This window comes from Fannyhessea sp. C0108B2 (assembly GCF_056583915.1).
Genome location: NZ_JBWPJQ010000008.1, coordinates 12,665 through 30,855 on the forward strand (window position 1 = coordinate 12,665; position 18,191 = coordinate 30,855).

Consider the following 18,191-nt stretch of genomic DNA (forward strand, 5'->3'; position numbering starts at 1 on the left):
TACACAAGGCGTTGGCAACACAACTATTGTGAAACATGTTTTTGGTTATATTGCATGAGAATTTTATTTTACACATTCATGAAAATGAGCTGTCCTTTCGATTTATTATGTTTATAGAAATGAAATATAAACTGTACGCTTGAGTCACGTACAATAGGTACATAAAGTTATAAGGAGTATCTATGAGTAACGTATTACATGCTAATTCAAACGCTGATTCAAATTCTAATTCTTCTGAAAAAAATGGCACTCAACCTGCCGAAAATACGGTTATGCAAGATCTTTCTCAGGCGTTTGACGACCATAATAAAACATCATGTGCGCCCACGTCTGCTCCGAAACCTAGAGAAGGCTTACCCTCGCGTTATACCAAAACGATTGCTGTTATAGATGGTAATTCCCTTATGCATCGTGCTTTTCACGCAATTATGCAGCCTATGAGTGCCCCCGATGGTCGATCAACTAATGCCTTACTTGGTTTTTTTAACATGCTCATTAAGCTTGTCCGCTCGTTTTCGCCCGATGGCATAATCTGCGCGTTTGATAAAGGAAAACCACAGGTTCGCATTGACATGTTGCCTCAATATAAAGCACAACGTCCGCCCATGGATCCGTCTTTGCACGAGCAATTTCCTATGGTAAAAGATTTGCTGCGCGCGCTCCAAATACCTGTAGTTGAACTTCAGGGTTGGGAAGGCGACGATATTTTAGGCACGCTTGCACATCAAGGTGAACTTCAGGGTTACTCGATGCTTTTGTTTACTGGTGATCGTGATATATATCAGCTTGCAACAGAGCACGTAAGTGTGGTGTCTACTAAAAAAGGCGTATCTGACGTTCGTGTTATGACGCCTGAGGATGTAGATGATCTCTATCACGGCATAACGCCTAATTTGGTTCCAGATTTTTACGGCCTTAAAGGCGATACATCAGATAATATACCTGGAGTTCCCGGCATTGGTCCTAAGCGTGCAGCTGCGTTGATTGTCGAATACGGCTCGCTTGAAGGCGTTATTGCTCATGCCGATCAAGTTAGCGGTAAAATGGGCGAAAATCTTCGTAACCATATCGATGATGCGCGTCTTTCCAAGCGCGTTGCTACCATTCGTCGCGACGCCCCTATAACAGTTGATTTGTGTGCTGCCGCGTTTCCAACCTTTGATCCAGCAGAAGTTGCACGTGCATTTTGCGCGCTTGGATTTACCAATCTTGTTCCCAAGCTTTTGAGGTTTTTGCCATCGTTGAACGGCGCGGATATAAAAGGTATTATTCATGACGCAGCAACGGCTGCCAAACGCAATTCTGCAGTGTTACCTGCGAGCGCGCAGCATACGACTGTGTCCGCAGATTCGCTCACGTCGTCTGCGCGGGCGCATTCAACACAAGCTACGCCCTTGGACAGTCTGGTAGATCGCGTGCAAACAGTGCACGCTTCAGAAGAGGAACAAACGCAATCTGAAGTTAATACGTATGCACCTGATTATTCTGCTCTTTTTCCTGCATGTGTGCAAACGCAAGCACACGCATTTATCAAGCGCGTTGTCTCATGCGGTACATGGGTTGCCTGTGCTTATGAGCCTGCCTCTATGAAGAGCGCTCAGACGAACGTCCAGCCTAGTTTTGATACGCTTTTAGACACACACACCTTATGGGTAACTGATGGAACTACGCTTGCACAGTTTAGCGGTACAGATGTATCAAGCGTTTTGAAAACACTTGTGAAGTCAGGTCACGTTATAGCTCTTAACTGTAAAGCGCTTCTTCATGTTCTCTATCCGCCCGTGAGTAGCGAGCCTGCTTCTTTGGAGCTTTCAGATATTTCAATTGCCACGTTGTTTGATGTGGGTTTGGCTGCATACTTGCTAAATTCCGATGCTAACGATTATTCCTGGCAAACTCTATGCAGTGCGTATCTTCCAACATTTGTGTATCCCGATACCACAGACGATACAGACGAACCTAATGAATATGCGCTCGAAGCAATTGCGGTGCGTGCTTTGTACCCTGTATTGCGCGAGCTGCTTCATAAGGATGGCTCTGACGATTTATTCTACGAGCTTGAATTACCACTCATTCCAGTTTTGCTTCATATGGAGCGTAACGGTATTTATTGCGATAAGCACCTGCTTGCCGAGCAATCGCGCGCCCTTTCGCATGAGCTTAATGCAATGTCTTTGGAGCTTCGACGTTTAGCGCAGCAAGACTTTAACATTGATTCTCCCATGCAGCTCAGTCATGTATTATTCGATGTGTGGGGTCTTCCAACTAAAGGGCTTAAAAAAACCAGACGTGGATATTATTCAACCAACGCTCAAACGCTTGCAAGCTTAAGCATGGCCGATGAGCGCGTTCAACTCATCCTTGATTATCGCGAGCGCATGAAGATTAAGAACACCTATTTGGATGCTTTGGTACATGATATTCGCAGTGACGGGCGTATCCATTCAACGTTTAATCAGACAATTGCTGCAACTGGTAGGCTTTCAAGTTCCGATCCTAATCTTCAAAACATTCCAACGCGATCTTCATTGGGTCATCGTGTGCGTAAAGCGTTTGTCCTTCCTGAAAATCATCTGTTTTTAGCATGCGATTACTCGCAAATTGAATTGCGTTTGTTAGCGCACTTGTCCAAGGACGAGCACTTAATTCATGCATTTCAATCGGGTGCAGATTTTCATGCAGCTACTGCCGCACGCATTTTTCATGTGTCGCCCGATGAGGTAACGCCGGCGTTGCGTAGCCGTGCCAAGGCGGTAAATTTTGGTATTGTGTACGGTCAGCAGGCATTTGGTTTGGCAACATCGCTTAAGATTTCGCGTAAAGAAGCGCAAGAAATGATCGATAGATATTTTGAGGCATATCCAGGTGTCAGAAAGTTTTTGGATGAAAGTGTTCAGTTTGCGCGCGAACATTCATATGTTCCAACAATGTATGGCAGAAAGCGCCATATAGCTCAAATTGATTCACGTAATTTTCAGCTGCGTTCGTTTGCCGAGCGTACCGCAATGAATCATCCGATGCAGGGAAGTGCTGCAGATATTATTAAACTCGCTATGATAGAAGTTGAAAAACAGTTTGCACAGCTTGGCCTTGCATCAAAATTGATCTTGCAAATCCACGACGAACTCGATTTTGAGGTTGTGCCCGAAGAGCTCGAGCGTGTGAGTAGTGTTGTTAAACGTGCAATGGAAGGCGTTGTTACCTTACGTGTTCCACTTATTGCAGAAATTTCGTATGCCGATAACTGGGCAGATGCAAAATAGGGGAGATTCGTGGAAAACTCAAGTTCCATAAAGGCAAAAGCTATGGAAGCAGCCCGTGCCAATTCCGCAAAACCGCAGGTCATTATTTGGACCGATGGTTCTTCACGTGGGAATCCAGGTCCTGGCGGCTATGGTGCAGTCATGCTATTTTACGATCGCGCAGGTCGCGAACATAAACGCGAGCTTTCTTGTGGTTATAGACAAACTACCAATAACCGCATGGAGCTCCTTGCTCCCATCACTGCACTCGAAGAACTTAAATTTCCCTGTAAGGTTGAATTGCACAGCGATTCGCAATATGTAATTAATGCCTTTCAGCAGCATTGGATAGATGGTTGGCAAAAGCGTGGATGGAAAACTGCCAACAAGCAGCCTGTCAAAAACGTTGATTTATGGAAACGCCTTCTACATGCTATGCAACCTCATGAAATGAGTTTTGTGTGGGTTAAAGGACATGCAGGTACCGAGCTTAATGAGCGCTGCGACGAACTGGCAACTTCGGCAGCAGATGGCGATATATCGCAATTACAGGTTGACGAAGGCTTTGAAGCTCTATCGTAATTTTTATGTGATAGTTATGCTTAAAGGTGAATTTATTTTTCGCTAAAAAGGCAAGTTTTTCTCTAGTGTGCTTATCTATGAGACGAATCAATTAAAACGGGCAACCGTAGCGGTTGCCCGTTTGTTCATGTAACGTATGTCTTTAAGAAACGCAGTTTACACAAGTTACATCATTTGCGCTTGTACAGCAGTTATTGCAACAACGCCCACGATATCATCAGCGCTGCAGCCGCGAGATAAATCGTTAACAGGGGCGGCAATTCCTTGGAGAAGTGGGCCATATGCTTCGGCTTTTGCAAAACGCTGTACCAGTTTGTATCCAATATTACCCGATGCTAAATCAGGGAAAATCAAAATATTTGCCTGACCAGCAACTTTTGAGTTGGGAGCCTTAGATTGTGCAACACTTGGAACAAGGGCTGCGTCAAGCTGCATCTCACCGTCTACCAGAAGATCTGGTTCTTTTTCTTGAGCAAGTTTTGTTGCTTCTATAACTTTTGCGGCACAATCTCCGCCAGCAGAGCCTTTGGTTGAGTAGCACAGCATTGCTACTTTTGCTTCGTCGTTCATAAAGCTTTTCCATGATTTTGCAGATGAAAGGGCAATTTCAGAAAGCTGATCGGCATCCGGGTTAATATTGAGACCTGAGTCGGCAAACAGAACAACACCGTCCTCACCAAATTCGGGACAAGAAGTACACATCATAAAGAATGCAGAAACAAGTTTGGTTCCAGGAGCGGTTTTTAAAATTTGTAAAGCTGGACGCAGGGTATTTGCGGTTGAATGACAAGCACCTGATACCAGGCCATCCGCGTCGTTACACTTAACCATCATAGTGGCAAAGTAGGTTGGATCGTCCATCTGTTTGCGAGCGTTTTCTATGGTCATACCTTTATTTTTTCTGAGCTCATAAAACGCTTGAGCATATGCTTCGTGCTTTGGTGCGCAATGTGGATCAATAACACTTACACCGTCGAGCTTAATTTCGTCTGGATTTCCCAAAACAATAAGATCTGCAAGATTTTCGGTGACTATCTTCTTTGCGGCCTCTTGGGTACGCGGATCCTCTCCTTCGGGTAATACGATTGTTTTTTTATGAGCCTGTGCTCTTTGCTTAATAGTTTGTAAAAACGAACTCATAGTGCTCCTTTAGTAATCTTCAAGCATGTTATGCTCATATGGTGTGCAGTTTTTGTTTTCCTGTATGTATGCCAGTAAAAGTAAGCTTGCGATTTTTATGTGCAACTCTGACGTACAACGAACACACGGCAGCTACAATCACAAGGTATGTTAGGTGATACACCAAGGATAAACATTACATAATGGCATGCGTAAAATATGGTAAAACATTACACAAATCCATTATGTGATGCTCATTATAAAGCTCCATGCTAAAATGAGATAAGTAAAAAAGAAAATTGTTATTTCGCGTTCTTTAGACGGTTTGGTTTGCGCGCTAAGCGTTATCTGCCGTAGATATATATATGATGAGTATGTTTGGTCGTTATCTTTTTAGCTACGTATGTATGCTGGTTGCATGCACTATGTAGTACGCACTATGTTTGCGCCTGAAGATTGAAAGGATGTTGGCTTATGAATTTACAATCGGGCTTACCTCAAGATTTTGATGCGTCTTCCTATGACGTGTTAATTGTTGGAGCAGGTTTTGCGGGAGCTGTATGCGCCCGTCGTTTTGCAGAAGCTTGTGGTTGGCGCGTGGCCGTTATCGAGCGAAGAGATCATATTGCAGGTAATGCATATGATTGTAAGGACGACGCAGGTATTCTTATCCATAAGTACGGCCCACATATCTATCACACCAATTCTGAGCGTGTGGACAGCTTCTTGTCACGCTTTACCGAATGGACAGCGTACCAGCACAAAGTTCTTGCAAATGTACACGGTAAATTTATGCCTGTACCGTTTAACCATGCATCTCTTAAAGTTGCATTTGGCGATGCGCGCGGTGAGGAACTTTATCAAAAGCTTGTAGCAACATTTGGAAAAGACAAAAAGGTTCCTATTATGGAACTGCGTAAACGCGGTGATGAGGATCTTCACGAAGTTGCAGACTACATCTACGAAAACGTGTTTCTGCATTATACGATGAAGCAGTGGGGCAAAACTCCTGATCAAATTGATCCGTCTGTTATGGGACGTGTACCCGTATTTATTGGTGATGATGATCGCTACTTTCCTTTGGCAGCACATCAGGGTATGCCTGCTCAAGGCTATACGCCTTTGTTTGAGAGTATGCTCGATCACGATCTGATCAATGTGTTTGTAGATGTTGACGCTTTAGATCTTATGCATGTTTGCGATAACGAAATTTATGTTCAAGATAAGCCTTATGCAGGTGAGGTTATTTATACTGGTGCTTTAGACGAGCTGTTTAATTTGGATTTAGGTCCTTTGCCTTATAGAACAGTTGATATGAAGTTTGAAACACTTGATATGGATGAATTCCAGCCTGCAACAACCGTTAATTATACTGTGAGCGAAGACTTTACGCGCATTACCGAGTTTAAGCGCATGACTGGTCAAAAACTTGCAGGTAAAACAACGATTCTTAAAGAGTATCCCAAGGCATATGAACCATTGTCTGGCCAGACACCCTACTATGTAATCAACGAGCCTCAAAATATCGAGCTGTATAAACGTTACCGCGCGCGTGTAGATTCCATCATTAACTTCCATGTTGTGGGTCGTTTAGCTCAGTATCGTTATTTTGATATGGATGGCGTGGTTTCATCTGCGTTAGAGCTTTCTGACAAAATGATTGAACATCGTTCGTAAACGGTGACGAATTCTGTTAGTTAGTGTATGATTTATGACATGTGCGCTAAGGTTGATGCGTACATGAGGTTCATAATCCATTAAACATACTAGGTCTAGGCCAATAAAAGAGAAAGAGCTGTTATCTTATGCAAAAAACGTTAAGCTTTGGTATTCCTTGCTATAACTCTGCAGAATACATGAATCACTGTATATCTTCTATTCTTGAAGGTTCTGATTATGCAGATGATATTCAGGTTATTGTTGTTGATGACGGATCTACTAAAGATAACACCTTTGAAATTGCGTGCGATTGGCAAAAAAAGTACCCCAATCTTGTAAAGGCTGTTCATCAAGAAAATGGTGGCCACGGCATGGCGGTGCTTAAAGGCCTTGAGCAGGCAGATGGTGTGTATTATAAAGTAGTGGATTCTGACGACTGGCTTGATGCTGACGCGTTGAAAAAGCTCTTAAACTTACTTCGTTCATTTATTACCAATAACATTCGTGTTGATTTGGTTATTAGCAATTATGTGTATGAACATGTAGAAGACGACACCTTTAACACTATAAATTATGCAGGTGTTTTACCCAAAGATCGTATTTTCTCGTGGGATGAAATTGGAAGATTTAATCTTACTCAGTACCTTCTTATGCACTCTTTGTGCTATCGTCGCGATGTTTTGCAAGACGGCGGTTTACCTATGCCTGCTCACACCTTCTATGTTGATAACATTTATGCATATGTACCACTTCCACGTTGTAAAACACTGTATTATCTTGACGTTGATTTGTATCGCTATTTTATTGGTCGCGATGATCAATCGGTTAACGAAAAAGTTTTGGCGTCGCGCATTGATCACCAACAACGTGTTGCTGACGTTATGATCCATGCGTATCATTTATACGATGATATTTCTTGTCAGCGTCTTCGTGCGTATATGCTTGATCATCTGACCATTGTTATGGCTGTTTTGTCGGTGTTTTCAAGGATTTCAGATCATCCAGACGCCATGGAAGAGTTGCAGCGCACTTGGCGTGAGTTTAAGGAATTTGACGAGCGTATGTATCGTCATGCACGCCATGGTTTGGTTGGAACATTTACTAATCTTCCAACATCTGCTGGTGGAAAAGTAACGCTTGGTATATATCGTATTGCTCAAAAATTGGTTAAGTTTAACTAAAGAACGTATTTGTTATTAACGCAGCTGTATATGTGTGTATGCATTACTGTTATACACGGCTTGTACAGCTGCTTTTTCACTTTATCCATTTTGCGTTTTAAGGCAGCTTGACACCAAGTTGTCGTAAGCATCTTACAACGCGCGCGAGAGGCAGACCAACAACGGTGTAATAATCACCTTCTATACGTTCAACAAGCGCGGCTCCTAATCCCTGTATTCCATAAGCTCCTGCTTTGTCGCGTGGCTCGCCCGTTTGGATGTATGCGTTTATTTCTTTGTTGCTTAGTGCATAAAACCAAACATGTGTTGTTGATACAAATGCAGTTTCTTTTCCCTGGTATAAAATAGACACGGCAGTTGATACGTTGTGCATACCGCCCGACAGTAAACGCAGCTTATAAGCTGCATCGTTATCGTCATGTGGCTTGCCTAATATCTTACCCGTTTGCGTCCATACAATGGTATCAGCAGCAAGTACACATGTTGAGGTGTCTGTACAAGGACATGCATGTGCCTTCATATGCGCTAAACGCTGTACCAGATCAAGTGGCTGTTCGTTTGGGTATGCATGCTCGTCACAACTTGAGGGAATAATCTTTGGATATATTCCCACTTGATTGAGGAGCTCTTTTCTACGTGGTGACGCGGACGCTAAAATCATTTAAACCTCATTAAGATCAAAAATGTTAATTTCAACATTATTTTACGCTAAACTTTTAAACAAGAGATGACTATAATAATTTTTTGATTGCGTAGATAACTTCGTGAAAGGAAGCAAATTATGACATCTCGTCAATCAAAAAACCCTTGGAATTACAAATTAAATACAGCATGTTTGGTGCTTATTCCTGCAGCTATTGGTATTAATTATGTTGCAAAGCTCTTTGCAAGCGTCTTAAAACTACCGCTTTGGTTAGGAACGCTTGGTACGTGTATTTCGGCATGTCTTGCAGGACCTATTGTAGGTGGTATTGCGGGATTTTTAACAAACATCATTTACGGCTTAACGATTGATCCAGTTTCTACAGTTTATAGTATTACCGCAGCTGCTATTGGCGTAAGCGTAGGCATTGCTGCACATCTTAAATTCCTTGATACCTGGCAGCACATTCTTATTACCAGTCTTATTGTTGCTATGATTGCCGTTATTATTTCTACGCCACTTAATATGATTTATTGGGGTGGAACAACTGGTAATGTTTGGGGAGATGCTGTTTTTGCCGCAATGGGCTCAAAAGGCTTTTTTGCTTCATTTGTAGATGAGCTTGTGGTTGATATTCCTGATAAAATTGTTGTGTTGTTTATAGCGGTAGGAATTTATAAGGTTTTGCCTAAAGGACTTATCGCGTTGTATCAGGTGCATGACGAGCAATTTGATGATTAGTATGAGGTTATCTCTTGTCAAGTAGTCTATACAGTAGTCTACGCTTTACGCCTTGCTTGGAATAGGACGTTATGAAAAGCATTAGTCTGTTTGAAGATAAACACTCGTTTCTTAATGGCTTATGTCCTAAGACTAAGCTTGCGTATGTAGCATGCGCATTGGGCGTACCTTTTTTAGTTGGAGGTATGCCCATGTACCTGCTCTTTATTATCGCAAGTCTTATTTTGCTTGCAACGTCGCACGTGTTGGATAAAACCAAAATTGTTATCAAAGTTACTGGTTTTATAATTCTAACCATTTTTATTGTTCAAACTTTTTTTCGATCGGGCGATTATACTGTGTTGTTTACGCTTGGTCCTTTGGTAGCGCGTAAAGAAGGATTTGAATTTGCACTGGGTATTGTACTGAATATTTTTAATATATCCTGCGCGTTTTGTGTCCTTACGCTTACCACTAAACCTTCTGACATGATGCAAGAGCTGGTTAAAGCAGGCCTCTCACCAAAACTTGGATACGTTTTTGTGTCACTGTTTCAGATAATTCCGCAGATGACCGAGCGAACATCTACGATTATTGATGCACAACGCAGTCGTGGTCTTCAAACGCAAGGATCGCTCGTCACCAGATTTAAGGCGTTTATTCCACTGTTAACACCTATTATCATATCGTCTTTTATGGGTACTGGCGAGCGTACCATAGCGTTAGAAGTGCGCGGTTTTTCGTGCCCAAACAAAAAGACCTTTATCAGTCCATTTGTACCTCATGCATATGACAAGTTTTGTTTGGGTACATGCATTCTTTTGCTGGTTGCGGCAGCCGTATATGCGCTTTTACACAGTATGGGGTATGTAGTATGGTAGCTATTCGTATTCAACATCTTAAATATCGCTATCCTTATACAAAAACGCCAGCACTTAATGACATTTCTTGTGAGATTAACCGTGGTGAATTTATTGGCGTTATTGGTGCTAATGGCGCAGGTAAATCCACGTTTTCTCAGGCACTTTTAGGTTTGGTTCCCAATTTGTATCATGGTGCTTATGCTGGTTCGGTTGAAGTTGAAGGCTTAAATGTTCAAACTACGCCCATTGATGTGTTATGCAAAAAAGTAGGTTTGGTTTTTCAAAATCCATTTAATCAAATTACAGGCTCAAAACTCAGTGTTTATGAGGAAATCGCCTTTGGATTAGAAAACATGGGAGTGCCTCTGGAACAAATGCGGCGCCGTGTTGAACATGTGATGGACTTGCTTGATATTTCCTCGCTTGCCAATCGGTATCCTTATGATCTGTCTGGTGGTCAAATGCAACGCATGGCTTTGGCAGGCGTTTTAGTTATGCAGCCTAACATCATTGTGCTTGACGAGCCAACGTCTCAACTTGATCCAAAAGGTTCCGAAGAAGTATTTAAGGCTGTTGAAGCGCTCAAAGCTCAAGGTAAAACTATTATTATGGTTGAACATACCATAGAAAAAATTGCACAGTATAGCGATCGTGTTATGCTTTTTCACGCGGGTAACCTTATTGCATTTGATTCTCCACGTAAAATTTTTTCGCGCGACGATCTTTCCCAGTATGACGTAGAGGCACCTGTCTACACTCAGATTTGCAAGCAGCTTTCATTGTGCGAATCGGACGGTTTGTATCCCGTAACATTTGAACGCGCATATCAGCTTTTGCAACGCAATCAAAAGGGGAATACGCAATGAGCCAAAATATAACAGATAATGCGCAAGCACAGCCCGTGCTTGAAATGCGTGATGTTTCGTTTTCCCACGTTGCAAAACAAGAAGTGTGCAAGCATTTACACCTGTCATTTGCGCCTGGTGCGTGCGCGCTTATCGGTCAAAATGGCGCTGGTAAAACAACTATTCTAAAGCTGCTACGCGGCCTTTTGGTTCCCCAATCAGGAAGCGTTTGCTATAAAGGCAAAGACATTTCACAACGCAGCGTTGCTAAACTAGCAGGAGATATTGGTTTTGTCTTTCAAAATCCTGATGATCAAATTTTTGAATCAAGCGTCTTGCGCGAAGTTATGTTTGGGCTTATGCGTTTGGGTATTTCTGAGGCTTCTGCACAAACGCAAGCGCGAAAAAGCTTAGAGCTTGTAGGGCTTGCCGATAAAGCTGATGTTAATCCGTATGATTTAGGGCTTTGTGCGCGAAAACTTGTGTGTTTGGCGTCTATTTTAGCCATGGATCCATCGGTTGTTCTTTTAGATGAGCCAACAATTGCGCAGGATAGTAATGGTAAAAAGCGTCTTGTATCAATTATTAAGCAGCTCGTTTTGCAAAATAAAACAGTTATAGCGGTTCTTCACGACATGAATTTTGTTGCGCAGGTGTTTGATCGCGTGGTAGTTATAGACGATGGTCACCCCATTTTTGATGGTTCGCCGCGTGATGTTTTTGCGCGTAAAGACGTGCTTTCTTGGGCAAGTCTTGATCAGCCGCCTGTTGTTAAGTTGTGCGAAGCACTTGGTTATTCAAAAACACTGCTTACTGCAGATGAATTTATAGCAAGCTATTTAAAGATCTAAATTTTAAGATAGGATGTTAAAACATTACTTCATTTCATGCCATGTGTTCGAGCATATACTGAATAAAGGCAGAACTAGAGGATTGTCGCGGTTCCTCTAGTTCTGCACAAGAACAATCTCAAAAAAACTAGGAATTTGCTTCTTCTTGTTTTTGTTTTGTTTGTTCGCGAATACGGAAGAATATCATAAGACCAGCAACTATAAAAGCACCAATAAACATGTCAACCACGTACCAAAGTTTTCCATCTGTTACTGCAGGTAGCGCAGCCAAACCGCCAAATGCAACAATGTTGGTTATATTGTGCATCATTCCTAGTGCGCCCGCCACAGCTGTTCCGATACAAATTGATGGCATAACGTGTTTAAAATCTTTTACTGCAAATGGTATTGCTCCTTCGGTAATTCCTGCCATCGAAAGGAAGAATGCTGATATACCCATTTTGCGTTCTTCTTCGCTAAACAGACGAGCGGCAATAAAAGTTGCAAGTGCAAGTCCTAAAGGTGGTACAGCGCAGCATAAACGGAATGCACCGTTTGGCGCAAAAGAACCTACGTCCATTAACGCAAGGGTAAAACCAGTTGCAGCTTTAGATGCGGGGCCACCCATATCGATTGCAGCCATGATACCAATCGCAATACCAAGAGCACCTGCGCCATAAGCATTCATACCGTTTAAAATAGCTTTAAGCAGTTCGGTAAGTTGGACTAAAGGATAAGCAAGAACATATGCATAAAACGAGCCGATAACCAGTGCTGTAACGGTAGGCATAATCATAAGTGGCATAACAGTCATAACTGGAGCAGGAAGCTTCCATGTTTTCATCCATTTAGTAAAATAGCCTACAATGATACCTACAATCATTGCGCCGATGAAGCCCGTTTGATATTTTGCGTCGCCAATAGGATTGTTAACTACAAAACCTAAGATAAGTCCAGGTGCCAGTGCCGGTTTTCCAGCAATTGCATAGGCAATATAACCACACAACACGGGTACCATCATAGCAAAGCCTGACGTACCGATAGTTAGAACAATTCTAAAAAATTCGTTACTAGCAACTATTCCGTGATCGGTAACTGTTCCTGTACCAATTGCAATAGCAAAGAGGAAACCTCCGCCGATAATAACTGGCAAAAAGTATGAAATGCCAGTGTTGAGAGCTTTAAATAAATCAGCTCCAAATTTTTTTAATGAAAATTGTTTAACCATAAAACACCTCTTTTTTGGCATTAGCTCATTACGTTTTTGATAAAGATATGCGATAAATTAAGTGGTCTATACAGATAACATGCTAATTCACAAGCTTAAGGGCTGCATCAAAAATATCTGTAATATGTGCGATAACGTCATTAGTTCCACATTCATAAGTAGGAATATCATCGAACCTGTCCATATTCTCAACGCCAATATCAGCTGCTACAATAAGTAATTGTGCATCTTCCAGGTCTTCGGATTCAATTTCATTTTCGATGCCCATCATGCCTTGTGTTTCCACTTTAACATCAAAGCCACGACGCTTTGCCTCTTGGATAATAGCGTCTTGTGCCATATATGTATGTGCAACACCTGCTGTACAAGCAGTAATTCCAAGAATTTTCATATGACCTCCTTTACAACAAGATACGGTATATGTATCTTTACATTCTTATATGCTCGAATACAGGATGATTCAGAGCACAGTTTCATTACATCCGAGCCGCAGATAGAAACGTTTAACCTCTTATCGCACGACTGTTATGTAAACCTTATGTACAAAATAATAAGAAGTGATAATTTTTTAAGGTTCGAAAGGCGTACGTTTTTTCGTGAGTGGGAGGGAGTATTCGGTGAGTGGTTTTTTTGAAATAAATTTTAGAAAAATTTTGGAGTTCTATAATGACCCATTTTCTTGTGTGTATTGTTGCTTACTACATATTTCAGTCAGAAGTTATTTTGGCGTGCAGCCAAAAAGCAAGAATGTTCCAGCATACACAGAGATCATAATCGCACATAGGGGAATGATAAGGCAGAATGCAATAAATATACGGTCATTTATAGATGTGGTACTCGTACGTGCATGGGTCCTTTTACGCGAGCTTCCAAATCCTCGTGCTTGCATTGCTTTTGCTAAGGTAACCGATCTTCTGATCGATAGAACAAAAAGTGTAAATGCTTGTGGAAAGAATGCTTTAACAGGACTTTTATCACCAATTCCTCGCGAACGACGGGCTGCACATAAAGTCGTCCAGTCTTCTTGCAGTACGCCCAATAAGCGCATCCCTGCAAGCCCTCCATATACAAAACGATCAGGTAAATGAACAAGTTGCGTTCAAGCATCGGCCAATGCTGTTGCGTTGATACTTATAACCGTAACAATGGATGGAACGCCTATTGCAAGAATACGGATTGCAGTTGCAAATGCAAGCGAACTTGAAAGATCGCTGATATGAATAAAGCCCCAATCAAACCAAATTGCACCTCCACTTTTACCATAAAGCCACACTGCTAATGCAGAACTAGGTGCACCTATCCAAACTGGCCAAGAGAGTTTTATTACTTTACAAGGTTTTATGTTGATACAGGCGCATGCAATAAAGTCAAGTATAAGCGCACAAGTTGCAGATACCCAGTCCAGAGTAAAAAGTAAAGGGATTGCAAAAATGAGCGCACCAAACATGCGAGTTGCAGGATTAAGCGAGGCAAGAAAAGGAGAAACGCTTGAGGTTGGTATTTCTTCGGTGCGTTCGTTGACGTTAGTTACCTGTATGCACTGCGGAATACGCGACTTCTTTTGTGTTAATAGAATTGTGTGTGCATGCAATTTTTTGATTAAGGGTCTGTCGTGTGTTACAACTACAATGCATATTCCTTGTGCTCTGAGTTTCTTAAGCAATTTTACAATTTCTGTCCAGCACTTATAAATATGAACATATTACTTACGTGGCTTTGAGTATTTTTTGAGCCCGCATAAGCTTGTTAAGAAGCCTAATAGCCAATTCATTTGCATTAACACTTGTGCTTTCGTATGCGTAGAAGGAAACGTTAACTTGTGCTTTCGTATGCGTAGATGGAAACGTTAATTTGCGCTTCCGTATGCGTAGATGGAAACGTTACATTTGTAATATCTTTAAACTGTTCAAAACAAATTTAACGTCTAACTTTGGTGCATTCTTGCAGGTCATATGTGTCACAAATGTGTATGGGAGGGGGAACGATTCATACGCGGTAAGCGGTATAAGTTCAGCGGTAAGCGGTATAAAAAATATTTCCAACTCAATTAAGACCTCGACCACGTACACTATAGGTAACACTTTGGAAACGTTTCCAAAATATTAGATGCCCTTGGGCGAGAGGAGTTGTGCGACATGCTCAATCGTAGGAATTTCATTAAAGCTGGCCTTGGTTTAAGCGCTGGTATGCTCGTTCCGTTTGCTGCTGGTTGCCAGGACGACAAAGCTGGTGGCAAAAAAGGTGAAGGAAAAGGTCACGTTTACTACCTTAACTTTAAGCCAGAGTCAGATGAGCAATGGAAAGAAATTGCTGACATTTATAAAGAAGAAACTGGTGTTGAGGTTACCGTTAAAACGGCTGCTGCTGGTCAATATGCTTCTACCTTAAAATCTGAAATGGGTAAAAGCGAAATGCCTACGCTTTTCCAAACTAATGGTCCTGTAGGTTTAGCTGGCTCCATTGATTATTGTGCCGACTTGGACGACTCAGAAATCGTTAAGAACTGCACCAGCGATGCATTCAAGCTTAAAGGTGACGACGGCAAGATTAAGGGTATCGCTTATGTAATTGAGAGCTACGGCATCATTTACAACAAGAAACTTCTTAAGCAGTCTGGTCACAGTGCAGACGAAATTACCGATTTTGCGAGCTTCAAGAAGGTTGTTGAAGATATTACAAAGCGTAAAGGCGAGCTTGGCTTCAGCGCATTTAATGCACCTGGTATGGATAAATCTTCCGATTGGCGTTTTAAGACTCACCTTGCAAACCTTCCTATTTACTATGAATACAAGAAGGACAATATCCAATCTACCAAGGCTATTAAAGGTACCTACCTTGATAACTATCGTAAGATTTGGGATCTCTACATTAATAACTCAACTACCGATCCTACACTTCTTACTACCAAGACCGCTGACGACTGCACCAATGAGTTTGTAACTGGAAAAGCAGTATTTTATCAAAATGGTACTTGGGAATATGAAAAGATCCAAGACCTCGGTGATGAGAACTTGGGCATGCTTCCAATTTACATTGGCGTAGATGGCGAAAAGAATCAAGGTCTTTGCACTGGTTCTGAGAACTACTGGTGTGTTAACAAGAAGGCTAAGCCAGAAGATGTTCAAGCAACTCTTGACTTTATTAATTGGTGCACCAACTCTGATAAGGGTGTTAAGTGCCTTTGCGGTGGTAAGGAAGCTCTTCCTTCTGGTGCTAATGGTTGTGGCTTTACGATTCCATTCAAGAAGAATCTTGAAAGCGCCAACCCACTTGTTAACATTGCTAACAAGTATGTTGCAGATGGTAAAACTCCTGTTGACTGGTGCTTTGCAACAATGCCTTCTGAAGAGTGGAAGAACGGCGTAGGTTCTGCATTGGTAGCATATGCTGCAGATCAAACAGATGCTAAATGGGGCGACGTTGTTAAGGCATTTGTTGAAGGTTGGAAGTCCGAGGCTGAAAAGGCTAAGAAATAAAAAGTCCTTAAAGCTCGCAAATGTGGCATGTATCACAATGTTGTGATAGATATGTAAGGTTTCGCGGAGGACATCTTACTTTGTTCTCCGCGTTTATTACATGTAAGGGAGGTTTGTTAGCATGGAAAAGTCTATAAAGAAGTACTGGCTTATTTTTTTGGTCCCAACCCTTGCTTCTTTTGCTATTGGTTTTGTTTTTCCGTTTATTATGGGTTTGGTTCTTTCCTTTACCCACTTTACAACTGTAACCGATGCAACTTTTAATGGCTTTGAAAACTATATTGACGCTTTTAGTGATAATTTATTTCAACATGCGTTTTGGTATACGGCAGCGTTTGCGGTTGTCTCGGTCATTGTAATTAATGTTGTTGCATTTGCGATTGCTATGGCGTTAACAGGAAAACTTAAAGGAACCAATATTTTCCGTACGTCATTTTTTATGCCTAACCTAATCGGTGGTATCGTTTTGGGTTACATTTGGCAACTTATCTTTAATGGTATTTTGCAGCAATATCAGCAAACAATCAGCCTAAATGAATGGTATGGTTTTGTTGGACTTGTCATTTTGGTTTCTTGGCAACAAATTGGTTATATGATGATCATTTACGTTGCTGGTTTGCAATCGATTCCAACCGATGTTTTGGAAGCTGCACAAATTGACGGCGCCAATGCATGGCAACGTTTATGGAATGTAACTATTCCAATGATGATGCCTTCTATTACCATTTGCTTGTTCTTATCATTAACAGGCGGATTCAAACTCTTTGATCAAAACCTCTCTCTTACTGCAGGTGAACCGGCTCATATGTCCGAGATGCTTGCACTTAACATTTTTGATACGTTCTATGGCAGAACAGGTTGGGAAGGCGTCGGCCAAGCTAAAGCCGTTGTATTCTTCTTCCTTGTTACTATTTTGGGTCTTATTCAGCTCCAAATTACTCGCAAGAGGGAGGTGCAACAATAATGAAAGAAAGAAAAAGACTTTTATCTATTATAGGAACTGTTGTCTTTTCAATTTTCAGTATCGCTTGGCTTATCCCTATCGTAATTATTGTAATGAACTCGTTTAAGAAAAAGAGTTTTATTCAATCCATTCCTTTTGATTGGGTTAATGCTGATACCTTTGCAAAGTTTGCAAATTATACAGCCGCATTAAGGAAGTACCACTTACTTGATGCAGTGGGTTGGACTATCTTGATAACTGTTGGTTCGGTAATTGTTATCCTGGTATGCACCTCTATGTGCGCTTGGTACATTACACGCGTTAAGAGCAAAGTAAGCAAGCTTATCTATTTGCTTTGCGTATTTTCAATGGTTGTACCTTTCCAGATGGTTATGTTTACACTTTCCTTTACTGCAGACCGTCTTCACCTTAATACTCCTTGGGGCATCATTATTGTTTACCTTGGATTTGGTGCTGGACTTGCAGTGTTTATGTTCTGTGGTTTTGTAAAATCTATTCCAGTTGAGATCGAAGAAGCAGCACTTATCGACGGTGCAAGTCCGCTTCGCGCGTTCTTTACTATTGTATTGCCTATTATGAAACCAACCTACATTTCTGTTGGTATTCTTGAAACCATGTGGATTTGGAACGACTTCCTGCTTCCATATTTGGTTTTGGACACCAACAAATACAAGACCATTTCTATTGTTATCCAGTTTATGAAGGGTAGCTATGGTCGTGTAGACATGGGTGCCATTATGGCGGCTCTTGTATTGGCTGTTATTCCTGTTATTGTCTTCTATCTTGCATGCCAGAAGTACATTATCAAAGGTGTTGCAGCTGGTGCTGTTAAGGGTTAG

General features: G+C 41.6%; 16 protein-coding genes and 1 pseudogene. 11 read left to right on the top strand and 6 right to left on the bottom strand.

What is annotated here, in order from left to right; translation table 11 throughout:
* Positions 1 to 182: 182 nt before the first annotated feature.
* Both polA and rnhA read left to right on the top strand, forming a co-directional pair.
* Entirely contained in the window at positions 183 to 3,263 is a 3,081-nt protein-coding gene (gene polA / locus AC1DBT_RS04820) for a DNA polymerase I (RefSeq protein WP_480018818.1), read from the top strand.
* Between the two features lie 42 nt (positions 3,264 to 3,305).
* Complete coding sequence (gene rnhA, locus AC1DBT_RS04825; protein ID WP_480018875.1) at positions 3,306 to 3,824, top strand: ribonuclease HI; 519 nt, start codon at positions 3,306 to 3,308, stop codon at positions 3,822 to 3,824.
* 165 nt (positions 3,825 to 3,989) lie between these two features.
* Here the strand turns inward: rnhA and pta are convergent, their stop codons facing one another.
* Positions 3,990 to 4,964, bottom strand: coding sequence for a phosphate acetyltransferase (pta, locus tag AC1DBT_RS04830; protein ID WP_480018819.1), 975 nt, complete (start codon positions 4,962 to 4,964; stop codon positions 3,990 to 3,992).
* A 453-nt stretch (positions 4,965 to 5,417) separates the two neighbouring features.
* Between pta and glf the strand changes: the two genes are divergently transcribed.
* Positions 5,418 to 6,620 (top strand): UDP-galactopyranose mutase, encoded by a 1,203-nt coding sequence (glf, locus tag AC1DBT_RS04835; protein ID WP_480018820.1) that lies wholly within the window; start codon positions 5,418 to 5,420, stop codon positions 6,618 to 6,620.
* Between the two features lie 128 nt (positions 6,621 to 6,748).
* Positions 6,749 to 7,783 (top strand): glycosyltransferase family 2 protein, encoded by a 1,035-nt coding sequence (locus AC1DBT_RS04840; RefSeq protein WP_480018821.1) that lies wholly within the window; start codon positions 6,749 to 6,751, stop codon positions 7,781 to 7,783.
* 97 nt (positions 7,784 to 7,880) lie between these two features.
* On the opposite strand, the gene AC1DBT_RS04845 is transcribed toward AC1DBT_RS04840, so the two are convergent.
* On the bottom strand, positions 7,881 to 8,444 hold the full coding sequence (locus tag AC1DBT_RS04845) for a Maf family protein (protein WP_480018822.1): 564 nt from the start codon (positions 8,442 to 8,444) through the stop codon (positions 7,881 to 7,883).
* 120 nt (positions 8,445 to 8,564) lie between these two features.
* On the opposite strand from AC1DBT_RS04845, the gene AC1DBT_RS04850 reads away from it, so the two are divergent.
* The 4 genes from AC1DBT_RS04850 to AC1DBT_RS04865 all read left to right on the top strand — a co-directional run bounded on the left by AC1DBT_RS04850 (position 8,565) and on the right by AC1DBT_RS04865 (position 11,705).
* Entirely contained in the window at positions 8,565 to 9,167 is a 603-nt protein-coding gene (locus AC1DBT_RS04850) for an ECF transporter S component (RefSeq protein WP_276777505.1), read from the top strand.
* Positions 9,168 to 9,238: 71 nt separating this feature from the next.
* Positions 9,239 to 10,027 (top strand): energy-coupling factor transporter transmembrane component T family protein, encoded by a 789-nt coding sequence (locus AC1DBT_RS04855; RefSeq protein ID WP_480018823.1) that lies wholly within the window; start codon positions 9,239 to 9,241, stop codon positions 10,025 to 10,027.
* Positions 10,021 to 10,875 (top strand): energy-coupling factor ABC transporter ATP-binding protein, encoded by an 855-nt coding sequence (locus tag AC1DBT_RS04860; protein ID WP_480018824.1) that lies wholly within the window; start codon positions 10,021 to 10,023, stop codon positions 10,873 to 10,875. The genes AC1DBT_RS04855 and AC1DBT_RS04860 overlap by 7 nt, the downstream gene beginning before the upstream one ends.
* The gene (locus AC1DBT_RS04865; RefSeq protein WP_480018825.1) at positions 10,872 to 11,705 is read left to right on the top strand and encodes an energy-coupling factor ABC transporter ATP-binding protein; all 834 of its coding nucleotides are present in this window, start codon (positions 10,872 to 10,874) and stop codon (positions 11,703 to 11,705) included. Before AC1DBT_RS04860 ends, AC1DBT_RS04865 begins: the two co-directional genes overlap by 4 nt.
* Before the next feature lie 127 nt (positions 11,706 to 11,832).
* On the opposite strand, the gene AC1DBT_RS04870 is transcribed toward AC1DBT_RS04865, so the two are convergent.
* The 4 genes and pseudogenes from AC1DBT_RS04870 to AC1DBT_RS04885 form a co-directional block, all read right to left on the bottom strand.
* Complete coding sequence (locus AC1DBT_RS04870; protein ID WP_480018826.1) at positions 11,833 to 12,912, bottom strand: PTS fructose transporter subunit IIC; 1,080 nt, start codon at positions 12,910 to 12,912, stop codon at positions 11,833 to 11,835.
* 82 nt (positions 12,913 to 12,994) lie between these two features.
* Positions 12,995 to 13,303: a PTS fructose transporter subunit IIB gene (locus AC1DBT_RS04875; RefSeq protein ID WP_480018827.1), complete on the bottom strand. Its 309-nt coding sequence runs from the start codon at positions 13,301 to 13,303 to the stop codon at positions 12,995 to 12,997.
* A gap of 327 nt (positions 13,304 to 13,630) precedes the next feature.
* Positions 13,631 to 13,987, bottom strand: a pseudogene (locus AC1DBT_RS04880) (energy-coupling factor transporter transmembrane component T family protein); the annotation flags it as partial.
* A gap of 24 nt (positions 13,988 to 14,011) precedes the next feature.
* Entirely contained in the window at positions 14,012 to 14,575 is a 564-nt protein-coding gene (locus AC1DBT_RS04885; protein ID WP_480018828.1) for an energy-coupling factor transporter transmembrane component T family protein, read from the bottom strand.
* Positions 14,576 to 15,047: 472 nt separating this feature from the next.
* Between AC1DBT_RS04885 and AC1DBT_RS04890 the strand changes: the two genes are divergently transcribed.
* From AC1DBT_RS04890 to AC1DBT_RS04900, 3 genes are all read left to right on the top strand, one after another.
* Positions 15,048 to 16,388: an extracellular solute-binding protein gene (locus AC1DBT_RS04890; RefSeq protein WP_480018829.1), complete on the top strand. Its 1,341-nt coding sequence runs from the start codon at positions 15,048 to 15,050 to the stop codon at positions 16,386 to 16,388.
* A 121-nt stretch (positions 16,389 to 16,509) separates the two neighbouring features.
* On the top strand, positions 16,510 to 17,352 hold the full coding sequence (locus AC1DBT_RS04895) for a carbohydrate ABC transporter permease (protein ID WP_480018830.1): 843 nt from the start codon (positions 16,510 to 16,512) through the stop codon (positions 17,350 to 17,352).
* The gene (locus tag AC1DBT_RS04900; RefSeq protein WP_480018831.1) at positions 17,352 to 18,191 is read left to right on the top strand and encodes a carbohydrate ABC transporter permease; all 840 of its coding nucleotides are present in this window, start codon (positions 17,352 to 17,354) and stop codon (positions 18,189 to 18,191) included. The genes AC1DBT_RS04895 and AC1DBT_RS04900 overlap by 1 nt, the downstream gene beginning before the upstream one ends.

Bases quoted from the DNA above. Each gene is read 5' to 3' on its own strand.
- polA (WP_480018818.1), top strand. From the start codon at position 183: ATGAGTAACGTATTACATGCTAATTCAAACGCTGATTCAAATTCTAAT.
- rnhA (WP_480018875.1), top strand. From the start codon at position 3,306: ATGGAAGCAGCCCGTGCCAATTCCGCAAAACCGCAGGTCATTATTTGG.
- pta (WP_480018819.1), bottom strand. From the start codon at position 4,964: ATGAGTTCGTTTTTACAAACTATTAAGCAAAGAGCACAGGCTCATAAA.
- glf (WP_480018820.1), top strand. From the start codon at position 5,418: ATGAATTTACAATCGGGCTTACCTCAAGATTTTGATGCGTCTTCCTAT.
- AC1DBT_RS04840 (WP_480018821.1), top strand. From the start codon at position 6,749: ATGCAAAAAACGTTAAGCTTTGGTATTCCTTGCTATAACTCTGCAGAA.
- AC1DBT_RS04845 (WP_480018822.1), bottom strand. From the start codon at position 8,444: ATGATTTTAGCGTCCGCGTCACCACGTAGAAAAGAGCTCCTCAATCAA.
- AC1DBT_RS04850 (WP_276777505.1), top strand. From the start codon at position 8,565: ATGACATCTCGTCAATCAAAAAACCCTTGGAATTACAAATTAAATACA.
- AC1DBT_RS04855 (WP_480018823.1), top strand. From the start codon at position 9,239: ATGAAAAGCATTAGTCTGTTTGAAGATAAACACTCGTTTCTTAATGGC.
- AC1DBT_RS04860 (WP_480018824.1), top strand. From the start codon at position 10,021: ATGGTAGCTATTCGTATTCAACATCTTAAATATCGCTATCCTTATACA.
- AC1DBT_RS04865 (WP_480018825.1), top strand. From the start codon at position 10,872: ATGAGCCAAAATATAACAGATAATGCGCAAGCACAGCCCGTGCTTGAA.
- AC1DBT_RS04870 (WP_480018826.1), bottom strand. From the start codon at position 12,912: ATGGTTAAACAATTTTCATTAAAAAAATTTGGAGCTGATTTATTTAAA.
- AC1DBT_RS04875 (WP_480018827.1), bottom strand. From the start codon at position 13,303: ATGAAAATTCTTGGAATTACTGCTTGTACAGCAGGTGTTGCACATACA.
- AC1DBT_RS04890 (WP_480018829.1), top strand. From the start codon at position 15,048: ATGCTCAATCGTAGGAATTTCATTAAAGCTGGCCTTGGTTTAAGCGCT.
- AC1DBT_RS04895 (WP_480018830.1), top strand. From the start codon at position 16,510: ATGGAAAAGTCTATAAAGAAGTACTGGCTTATTTTTTTGGTCCCAACC.
- AC1DBT_RS04900 (WP_480018831.1), top strand. From the start codon at position 17,352: ATGAAAGAAAGAAAAAGACTTTTATCTATTATAGGAACTGTTGTCTTT.